The following is a 23,676-nucleotide window of genomic DNA, read 5'->3' as shown; positions in this document are numbered from 1 at the left end:
TCCATACTTCATTTTAAAATGCCTTCATGCTTCAATAACCACTCTTTCCTCCATAAACCACCCGCATACCCAACAAGTTTTCCACTCTTTCCTATTACACGATGACATGGAACGATAATTGAAATTGGATTCCGGCTATTTGCCCCTCCTATCGCCCGTACAGCTTTCGTATTCCCAACCTTCTCCGCAATATCTAAATATGAAGCACTTACGCCATATGGTACAGTGTAAAGTGCATCCCATACATTCTTTTGGAATGGTGTTCCTTCAGCAGACAGTGGTACAGTAAACTCTTTTCTTTTTCCTTTAAAATATTCATCCAGCTCATTTATGCATTGATCTATCATTCCATTTGTATTTTCTTCTTGTCTTTCATCAACAAATATAACAGACGTAATTCCTTCTTCGTTCGCTGTAATTTCTAACAAACCTAATTCACTATCATAATAAGCCTGGTACATATGTCATCCTCCAATTCATTACATATTATTTATTGTAACACGAATAGACGAAATTTTTCGTATAAGCGTTTTATTAGAGAAACAAAAAAGAGAATGATACAATGTAAGAAAATTCAATCAAGGGGGATATTTGATGGAGTTTTAACTTTTTTCATCTTATACAATTATAGAAGAAACTTATCTAAAGTGGAAAAAAAGAGAAATAACGGGCGCTAAATTTATGGAACTGCTAGAACTTAAGAAAAATACTTTTTATAAGATAATGAAAGAATATGAAGAGAATAAATTACAAACTAAATAAAGAATATGAGCCGAATGTTCCTTAGAGTAGGAAATTCGGCTCACTTTATATCGAAATTTGCTTAGCCTATATTTTTCGTTAAAATATGGGCGGTACCCTATATAGGAAACGAAGGTAGGTGATGTAGTAGATAGTCGCGATAAAGCATCCGATAATTATCAGGGATGGTTCGATATCTTTCTACCCAAGGCACCTAGCACAAGCATAATGAGGGTTTTCAAGCAAGCACAAACACTCACTACCAATCCGACATCTGTATATGTACCATAGTGCATAAACAGTGTTTTGGTTTTTCTAACTTACATTTTCCACCATGAAGAAATAGGAATTGCTAACTCTCCACTTAATGGAACAGTTTCACCAATTTTAGGAGTGATTAAGTTCACACCTGTTTTCTTTGCCTCTATTAATGATCGTTCTACAGGTTCTTTCCAACCATGATAAGCAAGGGTAAAGGCTCCCCAATGAATTAACATCATATTCTTCCCATTTACATCTAAATGAGCCTGTACAGCTTCTTCTGGTGTCATATGGACCCAAGACCAGCGTCTATCATATTGACCGCCTTCAATTAAAGTGATATCAAAAGGTCCGTATTTTTTTCCAATTTCCTTAAAATGTGCACCATGACCACCATCTCCGCTGGTATAGAAACGTGTATGTTTTCCAAGAATGACCCAACCACCCCATAAGGTCGTATTTCGATTAAAAATCCCTCTTCCAGCGAAATGTTTGGATGGAGTCAATACAATGGTAGAACCTTGGAACTCCGTTTCATTCCACCAATTTAGTTCTGTAATTTTTTCTTTTGTAACTCCCCATCGAATCAAGTGGGCACTTACACCGTAAGGAACGAAGAAATGACCGACCTTACTCTTTAGCTTTAGTATGGATAGATAATCTAAGTAATCGTAATGATCATGTGTAATAAGGACAGCATCAATAGGCGGCATTTCATTAATAATGTCCAACACATCTGCACTATAGCGTTTGCTTCCTGCAAAAGAAACAGGCGAAGCAATTGAACCTAGCATGGGATCTACGAGTATCTTGTTATTATCGATACTAAGTAAAAAAGCAGAATGCCCAAACCAAGTTAAACTATCTTCCTCATTTTTGATTTTGTTCCATTCAATCTGAGAAAGAGGAATGTTTCTAACTGGACTGCGGTCTTTACCACCTGAAATAGAATCTTTAATCATGGAGAAAATATCAGCTGCACTCATGTTCCTCTTTGTTGGTACTTGATTGACAAATTTCCCATTAACATAATTATTTGTTTTTTTATATATTTCTTTTTGCTCTTTACTTGGGTTTCCGCCAAATAAGGGATATAAGTTTAAAAACAATGAAACTGTAATACATACTACACCTAAAAATATGAATAAATTAATCATTTTTTTCTTTATGAATTCCTTCCCTTTTGGGGTAATGTTGAGTGGGAACTGACCCTCACGTTCCCACTCTTAATATAAAAAGCTATTGGGTTCAACCGATTACAAATTTTTAGCGGAAAAATATGTTAACCTTTCCACCGCTTGGTCAACATATTTTGTTATATCATAAAGAGTTACATGTGTCACCTAGTGAATCAATTCAAAGGAAAGGGTTCAATCCATAACCTTGTTTAGACCGGATATCCGCCTGTTGGCGGTGGCCAAGCACTAAATAATCTGCGAATCAGTACAATTTCTCCTAAATGGTAGGAGTTGTGAGATGCAATATTGCGTAGCACACCGCCTGGGGTTTCACCAGGCCAGCTCTCCAATGGTTTGTCCACTTGAACAGTTTGGGCAATCGTGCATGCCTGTTCAATCCCCTGAAGGAAATACTGAATAGTCTGTTTCCACTCTTCCTCACTGCTAGGACATTCTTCTTCAGGCCAGCTCTCTCTCACATGGACAGGCAGTGTAGTTTTTTTGTCCTGAGCGGCTAATAAGAGAAAATCTTGCCAATAGGTCATGTGTTTCACTAATTGATAAATAGAATAAGGCAGCTCCACTCTGTGTTTTCCCGCAAGAACCACGTCTATATCCGACAAAGCATTCTTGATTGGGAAGATGTCCTCGTTCTCCCCTTAACGATTTTACTAATGCCGCGCTAAACGCTTTATTTGATTGCTCCATAATAATCGACTCACATCCTGTTTTATTTTCTAATTTGCTTAGTTAATTGCTCCGTTTCTTTTATGAACATTACGAGAAAAAAATATCAAGAATCACCGATTTCTTAACGTACAATTTTCTTTTTTTATTCGTATCAAGCCTATAGCCTTTTTCTTTTATCTATCATAAAAGAAAAAGGCTATGTTTTAAATTATTCTACTATTTGAAATGGCTTTGTTTGAGATACTTTCATCATTTTCATACGAGCAAATCGCTCATCTAAATTATTTTCAAGTACCCATTCATGATGTGTTTCTGCAACCATCGGCTTATCATCAACAGAAATACCTTCCCATTCAAAATCTACGGAAACATTTATTGTATTATCCGCATTTTCTGTAACTGAGAGATTTTTCGGATAATGTCCACTTTGTTTCACTTGATTCGAAGCAGTTACCAACCATTCGTTAAATCCTTCTAATGTATCGATTTTAGAACCTGTACTTAAATTCAACTCAAATTGTTCTGCTAGTAATTCTTTGAATTTGTCACCGTTCACACATGCTGTTTCCATTAAATATAACCAATAATGCATAAATGATTTGGCTCTATTGTCTACATAGGCAGATGTAAATTGTGGATTTTCTACATTACCGATTGGCTCTATATGGACCTTTGTAAAAAGAGGTAAGTCATTCCCCCTAAGTTTCAGGATTGTCGAATAATGAATTCTGTAGCTGTATCTACTATCATCTGGGCGTATATTTTGATAAAGAATATCTGCTTCTAATGAAAGTTCTTCATCGTTCAACTGTTTGATTGATGTGTTTTCAACATGATGCGCATTTTGCCATCCTTCAAACATTTTTAATCTATCTTCTAAACCAATTTTACCTTTAGTAGTTCCAGCTTGAGATGAAATTTCAATTTCATCCCCTAAAATGTCTAACTGGTTTTCTAGACGAGCTTTGTTAAATGGGACTTCATATACTTGATACCAACGATAGTATTGTGTGAATGCCAAATGATTATTTTGAATGTCTTTAAATTTCCCCATGTTTTTTACGCTCCTTTAAGGTCTAAAATTTCAAGTTGGGTACACAAAATTATTTTCTTGTTCTCGTCACATACGGAAAAATTGGATCTCTTAATTGGAACTCATACGTTTCTCCATTCACAATTCCAACAACCTTCTCGCTATCATACAGATCTAACATAAATCCAGCCATTTCTTTTGCCGTATGAAATTTAGGAATTACACCTTCATATTGGAATTCATCTGCATCCACAGAACGTTTAGCAAATTCCGTTTCAGTTGCAGCAGGAGCCAAGACTTTTGCTTGCATTGCTGCCCCTTTTCCTGTCAATTCTTGTGCTAGACCTTCTGTAAAGGCACTTACATAGAACTTTGTCGCGCAGTATGTCACAGCATCGGCAACAATCAGGTATCCTCCTCCTGAAGAAATATTGATAATTTGCGTTCCTTCAACATTTGCATAGTCACGTACATAAAGAGAGGACAGAACGGTTAATGCTTCAATATTCAAGTGAAGCATCGTCTCAATTTTATTTAAATTTTGTTCCCCAACCGAAGCAAAGTTTCCAAACCCAGCATTGTTAATCCAGGTCTCAATTTGATAATCATGAAGACTTTCGTAGAATTCATAAACATTTGCAGTAACAGATAAGTCTACGTTCCGAATGACAACATCCAGGTCTGCGTTAATGTCAGCCACTTTTGATTTTAGCTTTTCCAATTCCTCCGTTCTGCGAGCTGCTACGATTAAGTTTTTTCCGCGAGCCGCAAAAGCAAGAGCCGTTTCATACCCAATTCCTGAACTGGCACCTGTAATAACTGTATATTTCATATAAATTCCTCCTGAATTTTATCCAATTGATTTGATTGTGAATGAACTATGAGTTGATTATAATGATTAGAGTAAACTCTAAGTCAAGAAAAATTAATGTGGAGGTTTCTTATGCACACCATTGGTGAAGTGGCTAAAATTTTAGAGATAAGTACACATACATTGCGGTATTACGAAAAGGAAAAAATTATAATTCCTGGTCGTAATGCCAGCGGAGACAGACGATATAACGATTCTCATATTAAATGGCTGCAATTTGTTATCAAGTTAAAAGAAACACAAATGCCTATTGCGAAAATAAAGAAGTATGCTTCATTAGTTTTAGAAGGAGAACATACCGCACTAGAGCGGTTAAGCCTTTTAGAAGAACATAAACACTCTATTAAGAAACAAATCAGAACGTTAAAAGCTGCGGATGAGATGCTTGAATATAAAATTGCGGCTTACAAAGATTTCATCAGTAAACGAGATTAGATGCAGGCTCTATAAGGGCGATCGCCACATCTCCATGGGGTAGAATGGGCATCCGTCAATTTTGGAGTAATCATCTGTCCAATAAATATAAAAATAAAAACAACCGATTCCTTAACGTACAAGGAATCGGTTGTTTTGTGTCTAAATTGTGTCTAAACGTACAATTTTCTTTTTTTGATATGGTGACCCCACATCCATCAACTTAAGGATTTAGACTATTCTTGACGTTAAAAGCACGTTACTATTCTTTTATATTAACGAGAAAGAGTGACGTACTTTTTATGCATAATTTCAGTGTACACAATGACATTATTTTTTGCACCAGAACCGGATAAACTACTGGTGTGCTATATTAATCTCCACTTTCCTCGTTATTACAAGCTAATAATGGTTCGTACATCATTATAGCGTGATTCTCCGTTACATATTGATCTTCTACAAACTGTTTCTGTTGGCTATATACTCTACGTTGAATAACATTGTGTCGTATATAACCACCCCAGTATGCAGATTGGATTGAGTGTTCTTTTTCATAAACTTCATATTGATAAAGCTGCGGATAGGCTGTTCTCCATTCACCAACTAAATGTTTATCTGTGATATAAAGGTGAAGTTGATACGATTGGTCCGTTTCATTTTTAATTTGCAAGTCCAAATAGTTATAGGAACAAGTCGCTCCGCTTCCAAACGGCTGGGTCCGCTTGGAATCAGGAAAGACATCAAAGCTATGACGATATCGCTCTGTTACTGTCAGTGGTGTATGTAAGGTCATCCAATATATTAAATTTGAAAGCTGACAAAGTCCCCCTCCAATGCCTGCTTGAAAAGATCCATAGTGTAATATCATACCTTCTACATACCCTTTTCTCCTAGTAGGCTTACCTATTAAACGCCAGTAAGAGAATGTTTCTCCCGGTCTAATGACGATACCATCTAGCTGTTTAATGGCAATCTTTAAATTAACAACTTTATTCTGTTGATACCACATATCTACATCCTTGAGCTTACGAAGTAGTATCGTTCGGTGCTGAATCGCTGTACAGGGTAACTTTTCTTGTTGTAAAGTTTTTGCGTATGTTTTTCCGTCTGCTAACCACTGGATGTACCTCTTTGTAGAGTAATACCATGTTCCTAGCATAATACGATACTTAGACCGCTGTTTAGGACGTAAGTTCACTATATTCATTTTATTTTCTCTCTCAATCGTTTTCATATTTTGACCTGGTCAAGAAAAACTAGTACACTATTTTCTATTTCAGCATGGAAAGCATAACCTTTTCTAATTCAGCTTTATTTAAAATACTAACGGTGATTACTATTTGATACGCACTTTTTCCATCTTTCGCAGGAACAATCATTTTCATTCCTGTTATATTACTATCACTGGACTTACCAAAGGTCACTTGGTTTCCACCAATCATCTCCATACCTTGTACAAACTGTAGTTCATATTCTTCAAACATATGGAATCCTTTTCTATTCCAAGGATCTTTTTTCGCTCCTAGGACTTCTGATTGTTCGATGATGATTTGACCATCATCTCCATCTATATATTCAGTTCTAACTACAAGATTTGGTTTCTCTATTGTAATGTCTGAGTCAACCTGTTCTTTCACTAGATGGTATCCTTCTGGCATATAATTTGGTTTTTTTATTGGAAAATCAACTAGTTTTTTCGCATCTTCTATTGTAGATGGGAAATGTTTTCTAACTTTTTCCCAAAGTGGACCTTGAGAATTCCCGTTTGTTTCTAGTTTATTTTGTTCTTCTTCATTTAACATCTCCCCTAAAGCTATTTCTTTTTTTTCGAGACTAAACCAATCTTCTTGCAATTTCACTAATGTATCAAATTCTTTTTTTGTCAAAAACTTTTTAGCCGCTGCTATTTTGTCAATCATTTCTTTATATTGTTCTTCTGAAATCTTTAATTCTGCATGTGCCTGTTCTTTTGTACCGACTATCTTTTCTACAACTGTATGAATAGAAACATCTTCTTCTTTTTTGGTTTCTTTTGTTTTGATTTTTTCTAATGTTTGTTCTTTCTGATGCTTATTTGACTCATCTGCACGTGCATTTAATAAAGAGAAGGATGATACAGCGATAAAAGCAACAACTCCAAATGCAGACCAACGATAAGAGTTCTTTTTGAACTTTTTAATCATAAGAATTCTCCTTTTTAATGTTCTTCTATTTCTACTTAAGTTTGCTAAGCCTGGCACTTGATAATAACTTGAGTAATGTTCTAAAAGACTAATAACGGTATGACCATATGCAATTTGTTCCTCTGAATCTATAAATGTAAGAGCAAACGCATCGCATGCCAGTTCCTGATCCTCCCGCATGCATGCGTAGGCATACCAAAGAATTGGGTTAAACCAATTTAGAATGAGTAAGCCATGCATAAGCCAATTTACTCCAACATCTCTTCGTTTGATGTGAGCCAATTCATGATGAAAAATGTATCGCAACTGTTGCTCATCTAGTACTTTCATATGTACACTTGACAATAGCACCTTTGGCCGAATAAATCCGAACACAGTTGGACTTGAAATCTTCCCAGCCAAAAGTAGTGGGATATCCTGTTGAACGGACATAGATTGTTTGCAGTTCTTAAAGATTTTAACAATTCTTTGTTCTGTAATTACAGGTTGTTTTTTTATGTAGAGTAATAAACGCCTATTCATAATGATGGTAGTAAAGCCCAGAATGATAACCACAGCAAGCCAAATATATAAAAGGATTGTATAAAATGAAAACGTCTCATCATCTTGCTTTTCATTATTGTGCGTTTGTTTCTTACTTTCCTCAGCTTTTTGTGTTGGACTAGATGTATAGGTATCTTCATTTGTGATTACCTTTGTATCACCTATATCTGCCGATCCTTGCATAAGTTCTTTTGTAGGAGAAACAGTTACAGGGTCTTGGTGAAAGATAACTGGAGTTCCATTACTGTACGAAAGGATAGAATAGATACTATAGGAACTATCTGGTGACCATGGCAATAAAAGTCTTACAATTAATATCATCCATAATAGATACTGCCATCGTGGGGTTAACTTATTTCTAAGTAAGATTTTTACACATAAGATTAGACCAACTAATATACTTGCCATAATGGAGGTTTCTATCACCCAATCAAAAAAGCGAGGTAGATAGACGTTTACAAACATATCTATCATTATGATCTATCCTTCCTCTGATTTTCCTCATTCTTCTCATCCAGAATTCGTTTAAGTTCGTTAATGTCTTCTGAAGACAGCTTTTCTTCTTTTAAGAAATTCACAAGTAAAGGTTTAAATGCTGCACCATAGAACCGTTTGAGTAAGGATTTTGTTTCTACTTGTAAATAACTATCTTGCGACACCAAAGGATAATAGGCATACATACGCCCTTTGTCTTGATGGTAAGAAACAGCTTCTTTGTGGACTAATCGATTAATAAGCGTTCGAATCGTCTTCGGTTTCCAGTCCATCGTTACCTCTAGCGCTTCAATCACTTCATTCGCCGTTTGAGGAGATTTTGACCAAAGAACTTTCATAACTTCTAATTCAGCTTCCGATATTTTAGGTAATTCTTTCATTATATAAAATTCCACCCCTTGTATTACATTTGTAATCTACAAATCAATATTACGAATGTAATCCTTAATTGTCAACCATATTTTGGGTTTGTAAATACATTTTCATGAAAATTAAGAAATTAACCCCAAAAAACAATGAAAATACGCTATTCTTTTTGTAGAAATATACAGAAAGGATGGCGTTTTTGTATGAATCTATCGATTCAAGATGAGTTTCACTTGTTCGCTGAAGAACTACAGCGATATCTATCTCCACATATTCTTCAACAACTTGCACAAGAGACAGGTTTTGTAAAACGTAAAAGTAAGTATGGCGCACGAGATTTGGCTGCTTTATGTATCTGGATTAGTCAACAGGTAGCAAGCGATTCTCTTACTCGATTATGTAGTCAGCTTTATGCAAATACAGCTACACTTATGAGTCCTGAAGGACTTAATCAACGTTTTAACCGATGCGCTGTTTTCTTTCTACAGCGGGTATTTTCCCTTTTAATCAAAAGCAAACTAAACGATTCGTCTCAAATCCTAAACCAATACACTTCTTATTTTCAACGTATACGTATTTTAGATGCTACTATTTTTCAAGTACCCAACCATTTAGCCCCTATTTATCCTGGTTCAGGAGGATGTGCACAAACAGCTGGTATTAAGATTCAACTAGAGTATGATTTACATAGTGGGAAATTCCTCAATTTCCAAATGGAACCAGGTAAAAATAATGATAAAACCTTTGGTACAGAATGTTTGGATACCCTACGACCAGGAAATTTATGTATTCGAGATTTAGGATACTTTTCTCTAAAAGATTTAGACCAGATGGATCAACGAGGGGTATTCTATGTTTCACGGTTGAAATTAAATAATAGAGTATATGTGAAAAATGAATCTCCAGAATTCTTTCGGGATGGGACAGTAAAAAAGCAATCTTTATATGCTTTACTTGACCTTGAACATATCATGCATCAGATAAAACCGGGAGATACTTATGAAATTCGAAATGCCTATGTTGGACAACAAAAATTACCCTCACGAGTTGTAATATACAGACTCACATCAACTCAAGTTCATAAACGTAGGAAACAGCAAACTTATGTTGAAAAGAAAAAAGGGGTTACATACTCTGAAAAAAGTAAACGTTTAACAGAAATCAATGTTTATATTACCAACATCCCATGGGAAATTGTTCCGATGGAACATGTTCACGAGATTTACTCTCTACGTTGGCAAATAGAGATTGTATTTAAACTCTTTTTGGTATCAATCATTGTCACAATATTAAGCGAGAGCGTCTAGAATGTCATCTTTATGGACAGTTAATCGCTATTTTTCTTTGTTCTTCCACTATGTTCAAAATGCGACAGCTGTTACTACAAAAAAAACAAAAAGAATTAAGTGAATATAAAGCAATTTATATGATTCAAGATCATCTGTACTTAGTATATGAAGCTATACAACAAGACACCCAAGAAGTATCAAAAATTTCCCTTCGTCTGTTTGACCTCTTACAGAAAAACGGACGGAAATCCCATCGATATGAGAAAAAGACAGTCTTTGATATTTTAGGCGTTGTTTATCAGTGCACTGTATCCAATCAAAAGCAGAAAACTGCATAACCTTTAAAAATACACCTTATCAAGGTTTATTTGGAATGCGTATTTTTAAAAACAAAGAAATAAAATATCAAGCATGTAGGCAACAAGAACGGAAGTTCATGGAATACCCAACCTTAGCTTGATGGGCATGTATGGTGACCCCTATTAAAGGATTCTAAATATGTTTTGATCAAACTTTTTATAAAAACATATGCTGTATACAAAAATGGCTTCAATTTATTAGCTGTAATGAGGGATAAAAGTGGAATTAAGATCATAAATTGTCGTGATAAAAGGAGTGGCTCCCCACTCCTCTTTCATTTTAGTATAAGTGTTAAACAACATGTATTTAATGTTAATTCAAGCCTAAAACTCTATTTCTTTTGTCTTTCAGTAAAAGTTATTCTTCTCGGTTTTACTTATTTTATTTCTATAATATCGTTTGAACTATAAATATGAATACCAGATTCTTCACGCAGCGCTGTTATATACATTCCTTTCGCCACATCTTTAGCTGAAATTGGTTTATACTTTTTAAAAGCCCCTTTAAATATAAACGGAAGAATACGAGATAATTTCTCAGCCATTCTTTCCCCAAAGCGATATTCTTGTCGATTTCCAACTAATAATGACGGCCTGAAAATATGTATGCCACCAATAACTAGCTTTTTCAGCTCCTCTTCCATTTTCCCCTTCACTTGCGAGTAAAAGAAAAATGATTTAGGTTTTGCTCCCATTGATGAAATAACAAGAAAATTTTGCACGCCTTGTTTTTCAGCTAAGCAGGCAGCTCGTATCGTATATTCATAATCTACTTTTTTAAAATTCGCCTTCGACTTCGCTTTTTTTATCGTTGTTCCTAAGCAACTAAAAACATCATCTACTGCAAAAAATTCTTTATATTCCTCTAATACTGAAAAATCCACCTGTTTCTGTTGCAATTTCTCATGCTGTAATTGTAATGGTTCCCTTACAAAAATAGTAACCGAATCGTAGTAATCTGAGTCAAGTAATAGTCGCGTTATTTCTTGTCCAACTAACCCACTTGCGCCAAGTACTAACGCTGTTCGCTTATTCATATATGTGTATACCTCTTTATTTACTATTCTCTCCTATAGCTAATCGTCGCTAACAGGAGTTTCCGTTCTCCCATTTTATCATAAGTAAAGCACTATGCGTATGCATAGTGCTTTACTTACTCTTTTTTCTTTTCTTTTTCTTCCGCTGGCAATTTCGTAATTGTTGTAGCATCTCCTAAATTACTTATTAATCTCCTTAAAAAAATTAAAACAAAAGATAATGGCAATACTACGGCAAGTATTAATAAGATAGCCTCCATGAAGTAACCCAAGCACTCATCCCCTTTTTTTCTGCTCCCTCCCAATATATGAAAGTAACATTGTCACATATGCACCCATCATAAAAATTAATACCGTTCTTTTTGACAAATTTATAACAAAAACAAATCGTAATGATTATTATTTATTGCAACTTTCATAAAGATGTATTATACTAGGCTCGCAAACTAAAACGTAATTATTCCGTTTTGTATTAAAACGATATTTTTCTTCTATAATTGGGGAAGATATATCCGTAAAAAAGAAAAGAGGAGAACTTCATGCTTAAAAAATTGACTATATTTTCATTCTTACTTATTTTCACTTTAATTTTTACTGGCTGCTCAAATAAAAAAGAAGATACTGCCAAGAAAGATGGAAAACTAACTGTTTATACAACCATTTTCCCACTTGCTGATTTCACAAAAAAAATCGGTGGTGATTATGTAAATGTAGAAGCAATTTACCCACCTGGTGCAGATTCTCATACATTTGAACCGAGTCAAAAACAGACTGTACAAATCGCAAAAGCCGATTTATTCGTTTATAATGGGGCAGAATTAGAACCATTTGCCGAAAAAATGGAAAAATCATTAAAAAAAGAAAACGTAAAAGTTGTAAATGCATCTAAAGATATAGAACTTCGTGCTTCATCTGAAGAAGAGCAGCACGATCATGGAGACGGTCATAAAGAAGATGAACATCACCATGATAAAGACCCACACGTTTGGATAGATCCTACTCTGGCGATGAAACAAGCAGAAAAAATTAAAAATGCACTTGTAGAATTACAACCTGAACATAAAAAAGAGTTCGAAAAAAACTTCGCAGCACTACAAACAAAATTTACTGATTTAGACGATCAATTTAAAGCTGTTGTTGCAAATGCAAAAACGAAAGAAATATTAGTTTCACATGCAGCTTATGGCTACTGGGAACAACGCTACGGTCTAAAACAAATTCCAATCGCTGGAATTTCAGCATCTGATGAACCATCTCAAAAACAGCTTGCTGACATTACAAAAACAGTAAAAGAACACGGTTTAAAATATATTTTATTTGAGACATTCTCTACTCCAAAAGTAGCATCAGTTATTCAAAAAGAAACAGGTACAAAAATTTTACGCTTAAATCACCTTGCTACTATTTCTGAGGATGATGCAAAGAACAATAAAGATTACTTCACATTAATGGAAGAAAACGTAAATACTTTAAAAGAAGCAACAAACTAATCAACTATATTTTCTAGGCAGCTGAATATATCATTCAGCTGCCTTTTTATGTATTTACCCTTGACTTGACCGAAATAACAAGTAAAATTATCCATATTAGCTTTTAAGCTATAATAATTTAGAAGGTGAGTTGGAACTATGAATCTTCACATTTGTGAAGTAACAGTAAATAATTGGCGTTCAATTGCTGCTTTAGACGTAGCAAAAGACCAGCAGCAATTTATTGAAAGCAATGCGTTTTCTTTAGCAGAATCATTATATGAAGAAAACGGAACGTCATTGGGATTATATGATGAAGAAACACTTGTTGGATATGCAATGTACGGTTGGTATTCCCAAAAACATGAAAGCGTATGGTTAGATCGTTTTATGATTGACCAACAATTTCAAGGAAAAGGATATGCAAAACGTTTCCTTCGCTTATTAATCCAATTCTTACAACAAAAATTTGAATGTAAAAAAATTAATTTAAGTCTACATCCAGACAACAAACTTGCAATGGGACTATATGAATCATTTGGATTTCGCTTAAATGGTGATATTGATGATGAGGGCCCAGTTGTAGGTGTTGTAATGGAATTGCTTATAGATGAAAATACAAGCCTGTGAAAACAGGCTTTTTATAATTCACTCATATATCTTTTGAAACTAAAAAAATAAGCCTGCGATTTACGCAGGCTTACTTCACACACTCTTGAAAATGTTCTTGAAACCATTCTTTATTAATATCTTTTCCGATGAAAACTACTTCACTTACTCGTTTTTCACCTTCTTGCCACTCTCTATCGTACGAAGCAGCAAATAATGTATGTACACCTTGGAAAACGATGCGTTTATCTACTCCATCAATAGATAAAATTCCTTTGTAACGATATAAATACTCCCCTAGCTCTTGAACAACAGCTGACATCCACTCATTCAGTTTTTGTAAATCTAACGGGCGCTCTTCGCGTAATACAAATGATTTTATACCTTCTAGATGGTTATGTTCTTTATGAGGGTAAATTTGTAACGTATCTTTCGTTTTAAATGTTTGTATTTGTAGTAATGATGGAATATCTACTTCACAGTTAGTCGTCTCAATTAATTTTGCAGTTGGATTAATTCCTTGCAGTTCATGTAAGAGATTTTCCTTTTCACTTTCGTCAATTAAATCTAATTTATTTACTAAAACGACATCAGCAAATGCAATTTGTTCCTTTGCCTCTAGCCCTTTTTCAAAATGTTTATGTATATGATAACTATCTACTACCGTTACAACACCGTTAATTTGATATGCAGATTGAATAACAGGATCTAAAAAGAATGTTTGAATAATCGGACCTGGATTTGCAAGGCCAGTCGTTTCAATTACTAAACCATCAAAATCCATTTTCCCTTCTGCTTTTACATCCAGTAATTGTTTTAAAGCAACGAGTAAATCTTCACGTACAGTACAGCATAGACAACCGTTTGTCATCTCCATAATTTCTTCTTCAACGTTCATAATCAATTGATTATCGATACCAATTTGCCCTATTTCATTTACAATCACTGCTAATTTCTTACCGTGATCCTCTGATAAAATCCGATTTAATAATGTCGTTTTCCCTGATCCAAGAAAACCAGTTAATATTGTTACTGGAATCATTCCTTACCTCTCCTTATAGCTATATGTTTCTACATTATAGCATATAGAGAAAAACGTTTTTGTAGCAAAACATATTTATTGTATGTACAACCGGGTAACTATATAATAATATGTAGCAAGAAAGCCTTTTCAAAAACATTATCATTCATCAAGGGGGTACTTATAATGGAACGAGTTCAAATGGCCGAAACACTAGAATTTTCTCGTATTATTCAAGGGTTTTGGCGTTTAGCAGAATGGAATATGACGAAACAAGAATTACTTTCTTTTATTGAATCTTGTATGGATATGGGAGTTACTACTTTTGATCACGCTGACATTTATGGCGGATATACATGTGAAGGATTGTTTGGAGAAGCGTTACAATTAAAGCCTTCCTTACGCGAAAACATGCAAATTGTCACAAAATGTGGAATCGCTCCCCCATCACCAAAATTTCCAAATCGATATGTCGCTCACTACAACACGAGTGCTGAACATATCATAAAGAGCGCGGAGGATTCATTACAAAACTTACATACAGATTATATTGATGTATTGCTCATTCATCGTCCTGATCCATTCACGGACCCAAATGAAGTGGCAGAAGCGTTCTCACGCTTAAAGCAAGAAGGAAAGGTTCGTCACTTCGGTGTATCTAACTTTTTACCTTCACAGTTTAATATGTTGAGTTCATATTTAGATTTCCCGCTCATTACAAATCAAATTGAAGTATCTGCAATGCAGCTCGAACATTTTGAAAAAGGTACTATTGCTTTATGCCAAGAAAAACGAATCAATCCTATGATTTGGTCTCCTCTTGCTGGTGGAGAAATCTTTACTGGCCAAACTGAACGTGCTGTACGTTTACGTGAAACACTGCAAAAAGTTGCTACTGAGCTAGGCGTTGATAGCATTGATACTGTTATGTATGCATGGTTACTTGCTCATCCAGCTAAAATAATGCCAATTGTTGGCTCTGGCAAATTAGATCGAGTAAAAACGGCTACAATGGCAACAAAAGTTAACTTAGATCGCCAACAATGGTTTACAATTTTCGAAAGCTCTAACGGACATCCTGTACCATAATAAACAATTTAAAAAGAAGAGCTACTACTTATAGCTCTTCTTTCTCGTATGTATTTCTCGTCATTGCAAATACACACATATCTCTTAATCCATTCCCATCTACCGCAACACTCGCACTTTCTAAAATACCTTCTAATTTAAAGCCTAATTTCTCAGGTATCGCTCTACTCTTCTTATTTTGAGTATCACAACGAATTTCTACACGGTTTGCTTTCAGTTCAACGAAAGCATAATCCAATATACCTTTTGCCGCCTCTACCATATAGCCTTTCCCACTAAACCTTGAATCTATCCAATACCCAATTTCAAATTGAGGTATGTCCCAAATAATACGATGTAATCCAGAAGAGGCAATAAATTCACCTGTTTCTTTCGAAAACACTAGTAATCTCAAATCTTCTCTCTGCAAAAATTGAATATGCGATTTTCTTATACTCTCTTCTATTTCTTCCTCTGTTTGCTCTTTTTGCGCAAAGACCATCCAAGGCTTTAATTCTTTCATTGAAGCTTGAATCACTTCATATACAACCTTACCATCACCTGGTTTTGGCATTCGAATAATGAGCCTTTCGGTATAAAATTCAGTAGGAAAATCGAATAATAACGGATTCACTATAAACACTCCCTATAGATCTTTTATATATAATAATATCCATCTCAAGTTATATAGTAAATAATTTTCTGAATTTTATAGTTTTTACTCATTCACCTCTACCGCTACACAAACCCCAGATTCAATTGCACCTTGAATCCATCCGTGATATAACGTTGTGTGATCTCCGGCAAAGTATATTCTCCCTTCTGGTTTTACAATCGCTGGTTGAAGTTCAGATTCTTGACCAGCTTGAAAAAGTGCGAACCCTCCAAGCGCATATGGATCCAATGTCCAACTTTTGGATATTCCAGACATAAATTCATCATATACTTGACCACCTAATATTGTTGCTAAATTTTGTAGTGTGTAATAGATGCGATCACCTTTTGATAAACCATCCCATAGTAATGCATCGTATGACCACGTATAACTCCCTAGCATAATGGCTGGCCCTTTTGAACCGATTCCATGACTTGGATAATAGGCGTAACGAATTGGCAAATCAGTTATAATTCTGCCGCCTAATTGCCCTTGTTCTTCCCAAAATCGGCTTTTAAATTGAATTCCTATTTTCGTCGCAGGCATATAATGCAATTCACGAATTGCCTTCCATTTCGCATGAGATATAGAATCAAATGGCTCTACTTCCACAAAACGCATTGTCGAAAACGGAATCGTAACAATAACTAAATCCCCTGTAATACTACTATATTCAAAAGTTTCCTCATTCCGATAGTAAGCTGTCACACCATTATCATGTTGATGTAACTTCATTAATTTTTGATTATATATAATATTTTCTTCTAATTGTGGTAAAAAAGACTTTGGTAATCTATCATTTCCACCTATTATTTCACAAAATCCGCTCTCCTCTTGCATAATGTATAAAAAACGTAACGTCTCAACGAATGACCTTTCTAAAAAGCCTTCTAAATCTAATAGAACACCAATCATCTCAATCGTTACTGGCGAAAAATACGTATTATATTGATAAGGATGATACTTTAAAAATTGCCCTGTAGAATATTTCCCAAAATCCTTTACTACAATATCCCAATTTTTTTCTGGATTTCTTTTAATAAAATTTATAATTGGCTGTACCGCTAATAATAATAGGTCCTCCGACGTTTTCCCCTCTTCGTTCATTTCCACCGGATACTTTAAAATACTTGGGTCCTTTTCATATTGTTTCAACGTTGTTTTCCGACCATTTACGTATATAATATCAGTCTCATTCCTATTAATAAAAGGGCTCACCTGTAGCCCAAACTTTCTTATATATGCCATCGTTAATTTGTGCGAATACGGAATTCTCATCGCTCCAACATCTAAATATAATCCGGTATCTTCCATCCTAACTGTCTCTATGCGGCCACCTACACGGTTGTTCGCTTCAAAAATCTTCACTTCATGCCCTACTGCTTTTAATAAAGATGCCGAAACTAATCCAGCCATACCAGCCCCTACTACAATGATTTGTTTCGGACGTGTCGTCTTCTTTAATCCCTTATTTATAACTTTTAACGTTTCATCCATCTCAGTGTTATACATTATATCTTTCTGCACAATTCCACCCCTTACTTCATGAAATACGAATTAGTGGTTTAGTGCATTTTATTCATAAATTCACTTAAACATAACACCGCCACAATTTGAAAATTCACTAAAAATACATAAGGTGCAGCTCTCCCCCTACCACATGCTTCATATTATAAACATACAGATAGTAACTGTAAGGAAAGGGTGGATACACATGAAACGTACTTACGATTATCATGCTACAAAAAAACATTTAGAATTAAAGAAACAGCAGCTATGTAAAAAACTCACTAGCGTTAAACTAACTGAAGAAGAACGCAAGCAAATACATTTAGAAATTGATAACTACGAATATATATTAAACTTAATCGAAATGAATCATTATGAACGAGGATTTTCTCGTTAAAAGCGGATATAATATAATCCTCTTTTTTGTGTGAGCATTTCACTACGCATTTTTCGTAAGTAAATATATAATAGAATGTACATTAAGATTGAGAGGTATATTCTATGATTAAATTAAGTGTTTTAGACCAATCACCTATTTCTGATGGCAGCACAGCAGCTGAAGCTTTTTCACATACAGTAACACTTGCGCAAGAAGTTGAAAAACTAGGATTTACACGTTTTTGGGTATCCGAGCACCATAATTCAGTTAGCTTAGCTGGTTCAAGTCCAGAAATACTCATTTCACATATTGCTGCGAAAACTGATTGTATTAGAGTTGGTTCTGGTGGTGTTATGCTTCCACATTATAGTCCATATAAAGTTGCCGAGAATTTCCGCGTTTTAGAAGCACTTTATCCAAACCGCATCGACCTTGGTGTCGGGAGAGCACCTGGTGGTATGCCGATAGCAACTCGCGCACTTCAAGAAGGTAAAATGGTCTCACTTGATCAATATCCAGAACAAATTGCAGATGTTACTATGTACTTACATGATCAAGTACCAGAAAACCATCATTATGCAAACTTAAAGGCTACTCCAGTTATCCCAACATCTCCTGAAATGTGGATGCTCGGTTCTAGCGGAGAAAGTGCAATGATTGCCGCAAAGCAAGGAGCTTCTTTTGCATTTGCACAGTTCATTAATGGATACGGTGGGCCTGAAGTAATGAAGGCTTATCAAGAACAATTCCAACCTTCTTTTTTAGGTGATAAACAAAAATCAATCGTATCTATTTTTGTTATTTGTGGAGAAACAAATGAAGAAGCGGAGAAGATTGCATCAAGTCTTGATTTATCTATTTTACTATTAGAGCAAGGCAAACGGACTACTGGTACTCCGTCTATCGAAACCGCTCAAAACTATTCGTATAGTGCTTATGATTTATTCCGCATTAAGGAAAATCGCCAACGTATGATTGTCGGTGATCCGTCTTCTGTAAAAGAAAAAATAGTAAACTTAAGCAAAGCATACAATACTGACGAATTTATGATTGTCACAATTACTCATCAATTTGAAGATAAACTAAATTCTTATCGCTTATTAGCAAATGCTTTTAATTTATCCCGCATTAACGGTTAGTAAGACTCCCACCTCAAAATTTGGCGCAGGCGCGGAAGCTAGGTGGGAGATTAACCGTCCGTAAAAGCCCGATTGGTATGGGCTAATAATTAGTGGAGGATGGACACCCCCTCACTAATTAAAGTTTCACTTTATAGTTGTAAAAGGGAGATACATCAACTACGATGTATCTCCCTTTTACAACTACTTATTGTTTTCACTTCCTATATATTCAATAGCTTCTTTTAATAACTCATCAAAATGACTAGGATAATCATGATTTAAGTTAGGCACAACTTTATACTTATGTTCTATATTCTTATCTCTTAATAATTGTACAAATTGCTGTGTGCATTCGAAACAATCTTCATCTTGATCCCCGCATACTATATATCCCTTTATATGTTTATCCTGTAGCACTCCCAGCAACTCATTCCATTCTTCAATCTCTGGAAGCCATGGTGCCATAAAAATAAAACCATCCACATCTATATCTTTTTGTAAAACAGTATATAAAGCTACTTTTGCCCCAGCAGAAAAACCACCAATAATTACATTTTCTACTTTATGATTTTCTATAAACTTATCGTAATGCTCTTTTAATTCCCTTCTTCCTCTCTCTATATCATCCCAAACAAACCCATCTGAAAACTGAATTTGCGAAGACTTTGGTAAAGCTAACGTGTAACCTTGTGTCAAAACTGATTTCCAATATGGTTCTATTATTTGTATGTTTTCTTGGTCACCATGCATGGCAATTAATAAATTCGCCTTTTTCTTGCTGTCTATATATTTCACGTCTGCTCGTTCCGTTTTCTTTGCTACTTCTTCTCTTTCTTTACATAATTGAACCATTTCATGAAATTCTTCAAATTTATGTAGTGGTTTTAAATCGTCGTCGGAAATTAAATACTCATTTCCATACCAAAATCCATTCTCTATAATAGCTTCCTTCATTAAATGCAACGCTTCTTTTTCAAGTCCTGCTGCACTTGCTAATGCATATTTAAAATTATATATTTGCGCTTCATTACCTATTACACCTTTAGCATTTTTCGTTATATAAGAATACGCTTCAAAACTTCCTTTATTTGCATAACAATCTAACGTTTCATTTAATAACTTAATATAAGTCATACTATTTTTCATATAGAAATTCCCCCGTAACCTTTTATAATAATTGTTTCTCCAATATTCCTATCATTCTAGGGTCACGGTATAAGTAGGTGAATTCTACAATTCAACTTAACAATACCTGATTCTCAGAATGATATTTAATAATTAATGTATGTATACGCATAATACACCACTCCTTCCTATCCACTAATTGTAGTATAAAGTTAAATAGACTGAAAAATCAATATTTTAACAACAAAAAAAGAAAACAATATATTATTGTTCTCATAACATCTACCCACTATTCTTTCTTTTCTTGTCTGGTTTACTTGAAACTAAATAATGTTTTTCTGAAATATATAAGTTTCTTTTTAATATACGATTTAAATATGGTCCTAATTTCACTCCGCATATGAGGCGATCTTCACTATCTTCAACAATTGGGAACATTTCTTTTTCTGTTACATATTGATCTACGGCCTTTTGTACGATATCAATTTCTTTAACTAGGTTTAAATTTTCTTCTGTATGTTCAAATACCTCAAGCGTTTCCTTCGTTATCAGAAAAAAATTTGTTGGAAATGCAGGTAAATAGGGCTTTAACAAATCATAATTTACTGTGTAATCATCATTTACTAAGACTGTATAAACGATATTAGCATTCGTTTCTAGAAACTTAGCCATCGCTTGCTCTAATTCGTCTTTCGTAATTTCCCGCTCTTCTTTTCCAGTTCTGAAAAAGCGAAACATCACATCGCCTCCTTTTTACTATATTATAGCATAAAAGAAAACTGAAAAATTATAAAAAACTCTATTGAAAGAATTTTTCAATAGAGTTTTTTAATCCATTTATGTTTATCCCGATTGAAGTGGGATAATAATCAGTGGGGATGAAAAAAACCACTGATTAAAGTTTCACTTTATTTTAAGAATGCATTTAACATCCATACATGTTGTTCTAATGTCGTATGAATTGCTAATAGCATATCAGCCGACGTTTCATCATCAGATTCATCAGCTACTTCCATACCTTCTTTTAATTCTTGAATTAGTGCAGAAAAATCATTTACTAAAGTTTGTACCATTTCTTCTGCAGACTCTTTGCTTGTCCCTTCACTCACAGTTGAAGTTGCTAGATACTCTTTCATTGTCGCTAACGGTTTTCCTTCTAGCGCTAAAATACGCTCAGCTAACTCATCAATGTATGTTCCTGCTTCATTATAAAACTCTTCAAATTTTTCATGTAATGTAAAGAAGTGTGGTCCTGTCACATACCAATGATAATTATGCAGTTTCACATATAACACATTCCAGTTTGCTACCTGCTTGTTTAATACTTCAACAACATTCGTTTTCGTACTCATACAATCCACTCCTCTTATCATGTTACTATCTTTTAATGACCTAACTTCATTTTACCATACATTCCCTATTCTTCCGAATGGACAGCTTATATGTAACAAAGTTTTAACAACCTTAATATTCCCCTAATAGCATATAATTCATGTATCCTTTCAACTACTTCATATGTCTAATTGTCCAAGCTCAGACATATGCATAATAGTAAGTCAAGCTCATCATAGAAGAAAGAGGGATAACATGGATAATCAACAATGGCAAGTAGCAAAGAAAGTCGCTGCTACTTATATCGGAACGGTCGTTGGAGCTGGATTTGCTACTGGGCGAGAAATTGTTGAATTTTTTACAGTTAACGGATTGTACGGGACCATTGGCATATGTATAAGTGGATTTTTTTTTATTTGGCTCGGTACAAAAATGATGTTACTTTCATCACAAATCGGGGCATTTTCAGCGCAAGAATTTAATAAATATTTATTTGGGGATGTATTTGGAAATGTCGTAAATACTTTATTATTACTCGTATTATTTGGCGTAACTAGCGTTATGTTATCAGGAGCCGGGGCAGTATTTGAAGAACAACTCCGTCTCCCGAGACAACTTGGTATTTTTATCACAGTCATCGCCTGCCTCATTATTGGGAGCCGGGGATTACAAGGTGTTTTTGAAGTGAATACACTTGTCGTACCTATTATGATGATTTTTATTATCGGACTTGCTATTACAACCTTTATTCATGGTACAACTCCTATTATTGACACCGTTCCTACAGAAAGTTGGAATATGAAATGGATTACTAGCCCTATTACATATGTCGCATTAAATCTTTCTCTCGCCCAAAGTGTTCTCGTCCCATTGGCCAGTGAAGTAAAAGATCGAAAAGCTATTTTATGGGGTGGTATTTTAGGAGGCGCGGGGCTTTGCTTTATTTTATTATGTAGCCATTTAGCAATATTATCAGTTGAACAATTTTATCAATATAACATCCCAATGGCTGAAGTTGTAAGAAGGTTTAATGCAACTTTCCATTTTTTCTTTGTTCTTATCATTTTTGGTGAAGTATTCACAACATTAGTTGGGAATATATTCGGAATGACAAAACAAATGCAATCCATTACCGGCTGGAAAAGTAATAACATTATTTACTTCATATTACTAATTAGTTATTGCTTTAGTTTCATCGGATATAGTGAATTACTTCATATTCTATACCCTATTATCGGTTGGGCGAGCATCATTTTACTACCGATTATTGCCTTTAAACAACTTCAAAAAACATGAAAAAACATCCGTGTATACGGATGTTTTTTCATGTTCATTCACAGTCTTCACATACTTCCCAGTACGGCCCCATTTCTACTGCAAGGTATGGCTTTAATTGCAAACGAATCCTTCGACTTGGCATGCGTTCTAATACGAATTGAATGCCTTCTTCCTCTTCATCTAACTCAACTTTTGAAATAGCAATTCTTTGCATAGTAGTAATAGGGCTTCCATCTTTATATAAAGTGATTTTCACCTCATCATACTCATTAAAATACAATTCAACATTCATTTGCTTTTTTAACATTTCATCAACAATTTCATAATTATCATTTTGTTCCTGGATTATATATTTCCAGCCGCCTCTATCCAATTCTATCGGAGCAGCTTGGAATAATGTCATCAAATCCTCGTATAGCATAAGATAACCCCTCTCTTACTAAAAAACGATGAGTATTTTATATACCCTTTATCTCTATCACTATCCATGTTTATTGTACCATATATCACGAATCTTACCGCATTCATTTGCTTCATAAACACATATAAAACATATAGTATTCTTAATTCATTATCTACTCTCTACTGATAACTTATCTCTTGCCTCATTTTGAGGTAGGAGTCTTACTGCCCATCAATAGCAGGGTAAA

23 protein-coding genes and 3 pseudogenes are annotated in these 23,676 nt (G+C 34.7%); 9 read left to right on the top strand and 17 right to left on the bottom strand.

The window, feature by feature from the left end:
- Positions 1-8: 8 nt before the first annotated feature.
- A complete protein-coding gene (locus MR071_RS07480) occupies positions 9-461 on the bottom strand; it encodes a methylated-DNA--[protein]-cysteine S-methyltransferase (protein ID WP_105586703.1) in 453 nt (150 codons plus the stop codon).
- 163 nt (positions 462-624) lie between these two features.
- On the opposite strand from MR071_RS07480, the pseudogene MR071_RS25765 reads away from it, so the two are divergent.
- Positions 625-762: pseudogene (locus tag MR071_RS25765) on the top strand (recombinase); the annotation flags it as partial.
- Between the two features lie 299 nt (positions 763-1,061).
- On the opposite strand, the gene MR071_RS07475 reads toward MR071_RS25765, so the two are convergent.
- The 4 genes and pseudogenes from MR071_RS07475 to MR071_RS07460 all read right to left on the bottom strand — a co-directional run bounded on the left by MR071_RS07475 (position 1,062) and on the right by MR071_RS07460 (position 4,735).
- Positions 1,062-2,159, bottom strand: coding sequence for an MBL fold metallo-hydrolase (locus MR071_RS07475; protein ID WP_242235576.1), 1,098 nt, complete (start codon positions 2,157-2,159; stop codon positions 1,062-1,064).
- A gap of 230 nt (positions 2,160-2,389) precedes the next feature.
- Positions 2,390-2,888 (bottom strand): annotated as a pseudogene (locus tag MR071_RS07470) (DinB family protein).
- Positions 2,889-3,078: 190 nt separating this feature from the next.
- Positions 3,079-3,924 (bottom strand): hypothetical protein, encoded by an 846-nt coding sequence (locus tag MR071_RS07465; RefSeq protein ID WP_105586706.1) that lies wholly within the window; start codon positions 3,922-3,924, stop codon positions 3,079-3,081.
- 49 nt (positions 3,925-3,973) lie between these two features.
- On the bottom strand, positions 3,974-4,735 hold the full coding sequence (locus MR071_RS07460; protein WP_242235574.1) for an SDR family NAD(P)-dependent oxidoreductase: 762 nt from the start codon (positions 4,733-4,735) through the stop codon (positions 3,974-3,976).
- Positions 4,736-4,846: 111 nt separating this feature from the next.
- Here MR071_RS07460 and MR071_RS07455 point away from each other — a divergent pair, with 111 nt between their 5' ends.
- On the top strand, positions 4,847-5,209 hold the full coding sequence (locus MR071_RS07455) for a MerR family transcriptional regulator (RefSeq protein WP_105586708.1): 363 nt from the start codon (positions 4,847-4,849) through the stop codon (positions 5,207-5,209).
- 352 nt (positions 5,210-5,561) lie between these two features.
- On the opposite strand, the gene MR071_RS07450 is transcribed toward MR071_RS07455, so the two are convergent.
- The 3 genes from MR071_RS07450 to MR071_RS07440 form a co-directional block, all read right to left on the bottom strand.
- Positions 5,562-6,395 (bottom strand): VanW family protein, encoded by an 834-nt coding sequence (locus MR071_RS07450; RefSeq protein ID WP_016119196.1) that lies wholly within the window; start codon positions 6,393-6,395, stop codon positions 5,562-5,564.
- Between the two features lie 64 nt (positions 6,396-6,459).
- Positions 6,460-8,388, bottom strand: coding sequence for a M56 family metallopeptidase (locus MR071_RS07445; RefSeq protein WP_242235572.1), 1,929 nt, complete (start codon positions 8,386-8,388; stop codon positions 6,460-6,462).
- Complete coding sequence (locus MR071_RS07440; protein ID WP_374954551.1) at positions 8,388-8,792, bottom strand: BlaI/MecI/CopY family transcriptional regulator; 405 nt, start codon at positions 8,790-8,792, stop codon at positions 8,388-8,390. The genes MR071_RS07445 and MR071_RS07440 overlap by 1 nt, the downstream gene beginning before the upstream one ends.
- 186 nt (positions 8,793-8,978) lie before the next feature.
- Here MR071_RS07440 and MR071_RS07435 point away from each other — a divergent pair.
- Positions 8,979-10,402, top strand: a pseudogene (locus MR071_RS07435) (IS4 family transposase).
- 398 nt (positions 10,403-10,800) lie between these two features.
- Here MR071_RS07435 and MR071_RS07430 read toward each other — a convergent pair.
- Both MR071_RS07430 and MR071_RS07425 read right to left on the bottom strand, forming a co-directional pair.
- Positions 10,801-11,460 carry an oxidoreductase gene (locus MR071_RS07430; protein WP_105586883.1) on the bottom strand — a complete coding sequence of 220 codons (660 nt, stop codon included), beginning with the start codon at positions 11,458-11,460 and terminating at the stop codon, positions 10,801-10,803.
- A 116-nt stretch (positions 11,461-11,576) separates the two neighbouring features.
- A complete protein-coding gene (locus tag MR071_RS07425; protein WP_157383767.1) occupies positions 11,577-11,732 on the bottom strand; it encodes a hypothetical protein in 156 nt (51 codons plus the stop codon).
- A 267-nt stretch (positions 11,733-11,999) separates the two neighbouring features.
- Between MR071_RS07425 and MR071_RS07420 the strand changes: the two genes are divergently transcribed.
- Positions 12,000-12,950, top strand: coding sequence for a metal ABC transporter substrate-binding protein (locus tag MR071_RS07420; RefSeq protein ID WP_105586884.1), 951 nt, complete (start codon positions 12,000-12,002; stop codon positions 12,948-12,950).
- Between the two features lie 138 nt (positions 12,951-13,088).
- Positions 13,089-13,559, top strand: a complete 471-nt coding sequence (locus MR071_RS07415) for a GNAT family N-acetyltransferase (RefSeq protein ID WP_105586885.1) — start codon at positions 13,089-13,091, stop codon at positions 13,557-13,559.
- A gap of 70 nt (positions 13,560-13,629) precedes the next feature.
- Here MR071_RS07415 and MR071_RS07410 read toward each other — a convergent pair whose 3' ends face one another.
- A complete protein-coding gene (locus MR071_RS07410) occupies positions 13,630-14,580 on the bottom strand; it encodes a CobW family GTP-binding protein (protein ID WP_105586886.1) in 951 nt (316 codons plus the stop codon).
- A 165-nt stretch (positions 14,581-14,745) separates the two neighbouring features.
- Here MR071_RS07410 and MR071_RS07405 point away from each other — a divergent pair, with 165 nt between their 5' ends.
- Positions 14,746-15,648, top strand: a complete 903-nt coding sequence (locus tag MR071_RS07405) for an aldo/keto reductase (RefSeq protein WP_105586887.1) — start codon at positions 14,746-14,748, stop codon at positions 15,646-15,648.
- A gap of 28 nt (positions 15,649-15,676) precedes the next feature.
- Here the strand turns inward: MR071_RS07405 and MR071_RS07400 are convergent, their stop codons facing one another.
- Together MR071_RS07400 and MR071_RS07395 are read right to left on the bottom strand one after the other, a co-directional pair.
- Positions 15,677-16,261 carry a GNAT family N-acetyltransferase gene (locus MR071_RS07400; RefSeq protein WP_242235570.1) on the bottom strand — a complete coding sequence of 195 codons (585 nt, stop codon included), beginning with the start codon at positions 16,259-16,261 and terminating at the stop codon, positions 15,677-15,679.
- 84 nt (positions 16,262-16,345) lie between these two features.
- The gene (locus MR071_RS07395; protein ID WP_105586889.1) at positions 16,346-17,809 is read right to left on the bottom strand and encodes a flavin monoamine oxidase family protein; all 1,464 of its coding nucleotides are present in this window, start codon (positions 17,807-17,809) and stop codon (positions 16,346-16,348) included.
- A 187-nt stretch (positions 17,810-17,996) separates the two neighbouring features.
- On the opposite strand from MR071_RS07395, the gene MR071_RS07390 reads away from it, so the two are divergent.
- Complete coding sequence (locus MR071_RS07390; RefSeq protein WP_105586890.1) at positions 17,997-18,188, top strand: DUF3896 family protein; 192 nt, start codon at positions 17,997-17,999, stop codon at positions 18,186-18,188.
- A 104-nt stretch (positions 18,189-18,292) separates the two neighbouring features.
- On the top strand, positions 18,293-19,309 hold the full coding sequence (locus MR071_RS07385; RefSeq protein WP_105586891.1) for an LLM class flavin-dependent oxidoreductase: 1,017 nt from the start codon (positions 18,293-18,295) through the stop codon (positions 19,307-19,309).
- Between the two features lie 183 nt (positions 19,310-19,492).
- Here MR071_RS07385 and MR071_RS07380 read toward each other — a convergent pair whose 3' ends face one another.
- The 3 genes from MR071_RS07380 to MR071_RS07370 all read right to left on the bottom strand — a co-directional run bounded on the left by MR071_RS07380 (position 19,493) and on the right by MR071_RS07370 (position 21,768).
- Positions 19,493-20,437: an alpha/beta hydrolase gene (locus tag MR071_RS07380; protein ID WP_242235568.1), complete on the bottom strand. Its 945-nt coding sequence runs from the start codon at positions 20,435-20,437 to the stop codon at positions 19,493-19,495.
- Positions 20,438-20,698: 261 nt separating this feature from the next.
- The gene (locus MR071_RS07375) at positions 20,699-21,154 is read right to left on the bottom strand and encodes a DUF3939 domain-containing protein (RefSeq protein ID WP_105586893.1); all 456 of its coding nucleotides are present in this window, start codon (positions 21,152-21,154) and stop codon (positions 20,699-20,701) included.
- A gap of 170 nt (positions 21,155-21,324) precedes the next feature.
- Positions 21,325-21,768, bottom strand: coding sequence for a Dps family protein (locus tag MR071_RS07370; RefSeq protein ID WP_105586894.1), 444 nt, complete (start codon positions 21,766-21,768; stop codon positions 21,325-21,327).
- Positions 21,769-22,003: 235 nt separating this feature from the next.
- Here MR071_RS07370 and MR071_RS07365 point away from each other — a divergent pair, with 235 nt between their 5' ends.
- Positions 22,004-23,044 carry a YkvI family membrane protein gene (locus tag MR071_RS07365; RefSeq protein WP_105586895.1) on the top strand — a complete coding sequence of 347 codons (1,041 nt, stop codon included), beginning with the start codon at positions 22,004-22,006 and terminating at the stop codon, positions 23,042-23,044.
- A 34-nt stretch (positions 23,045-23,078) separates the two neighbouring features.
- Here the strand turns inward: MR071_RS07365 and MR071_RS07360 are convergent, their stop codons facing one another.
- Positions 23,079-23,447: a DUF3979 family protein gene (locus MR071_RS07360; RefSeq protein WP_242235566.1), complete on the bottom strand. Its 369-nt coding sequence runs from the start codon at positions 23,445-23,447 to the stop codon at positions 23,079-23,081.
- Positions 23,448-23,676 lie beyond the last annotated feature (229 nt).

The organism is Bacillus cereus group sp. BfR-BA-01316 (assembly GCF_022664195.1).
Classification (GTDB): Bacteria; Bacillota; Bacilli; order Bacillales; family Bacillaceae_G; genus Bacillus_A.
Note: the sequence above shows the minus strand (reverse complement) of the source record. Positions and strands in the feature narration are given on the sequence as shown.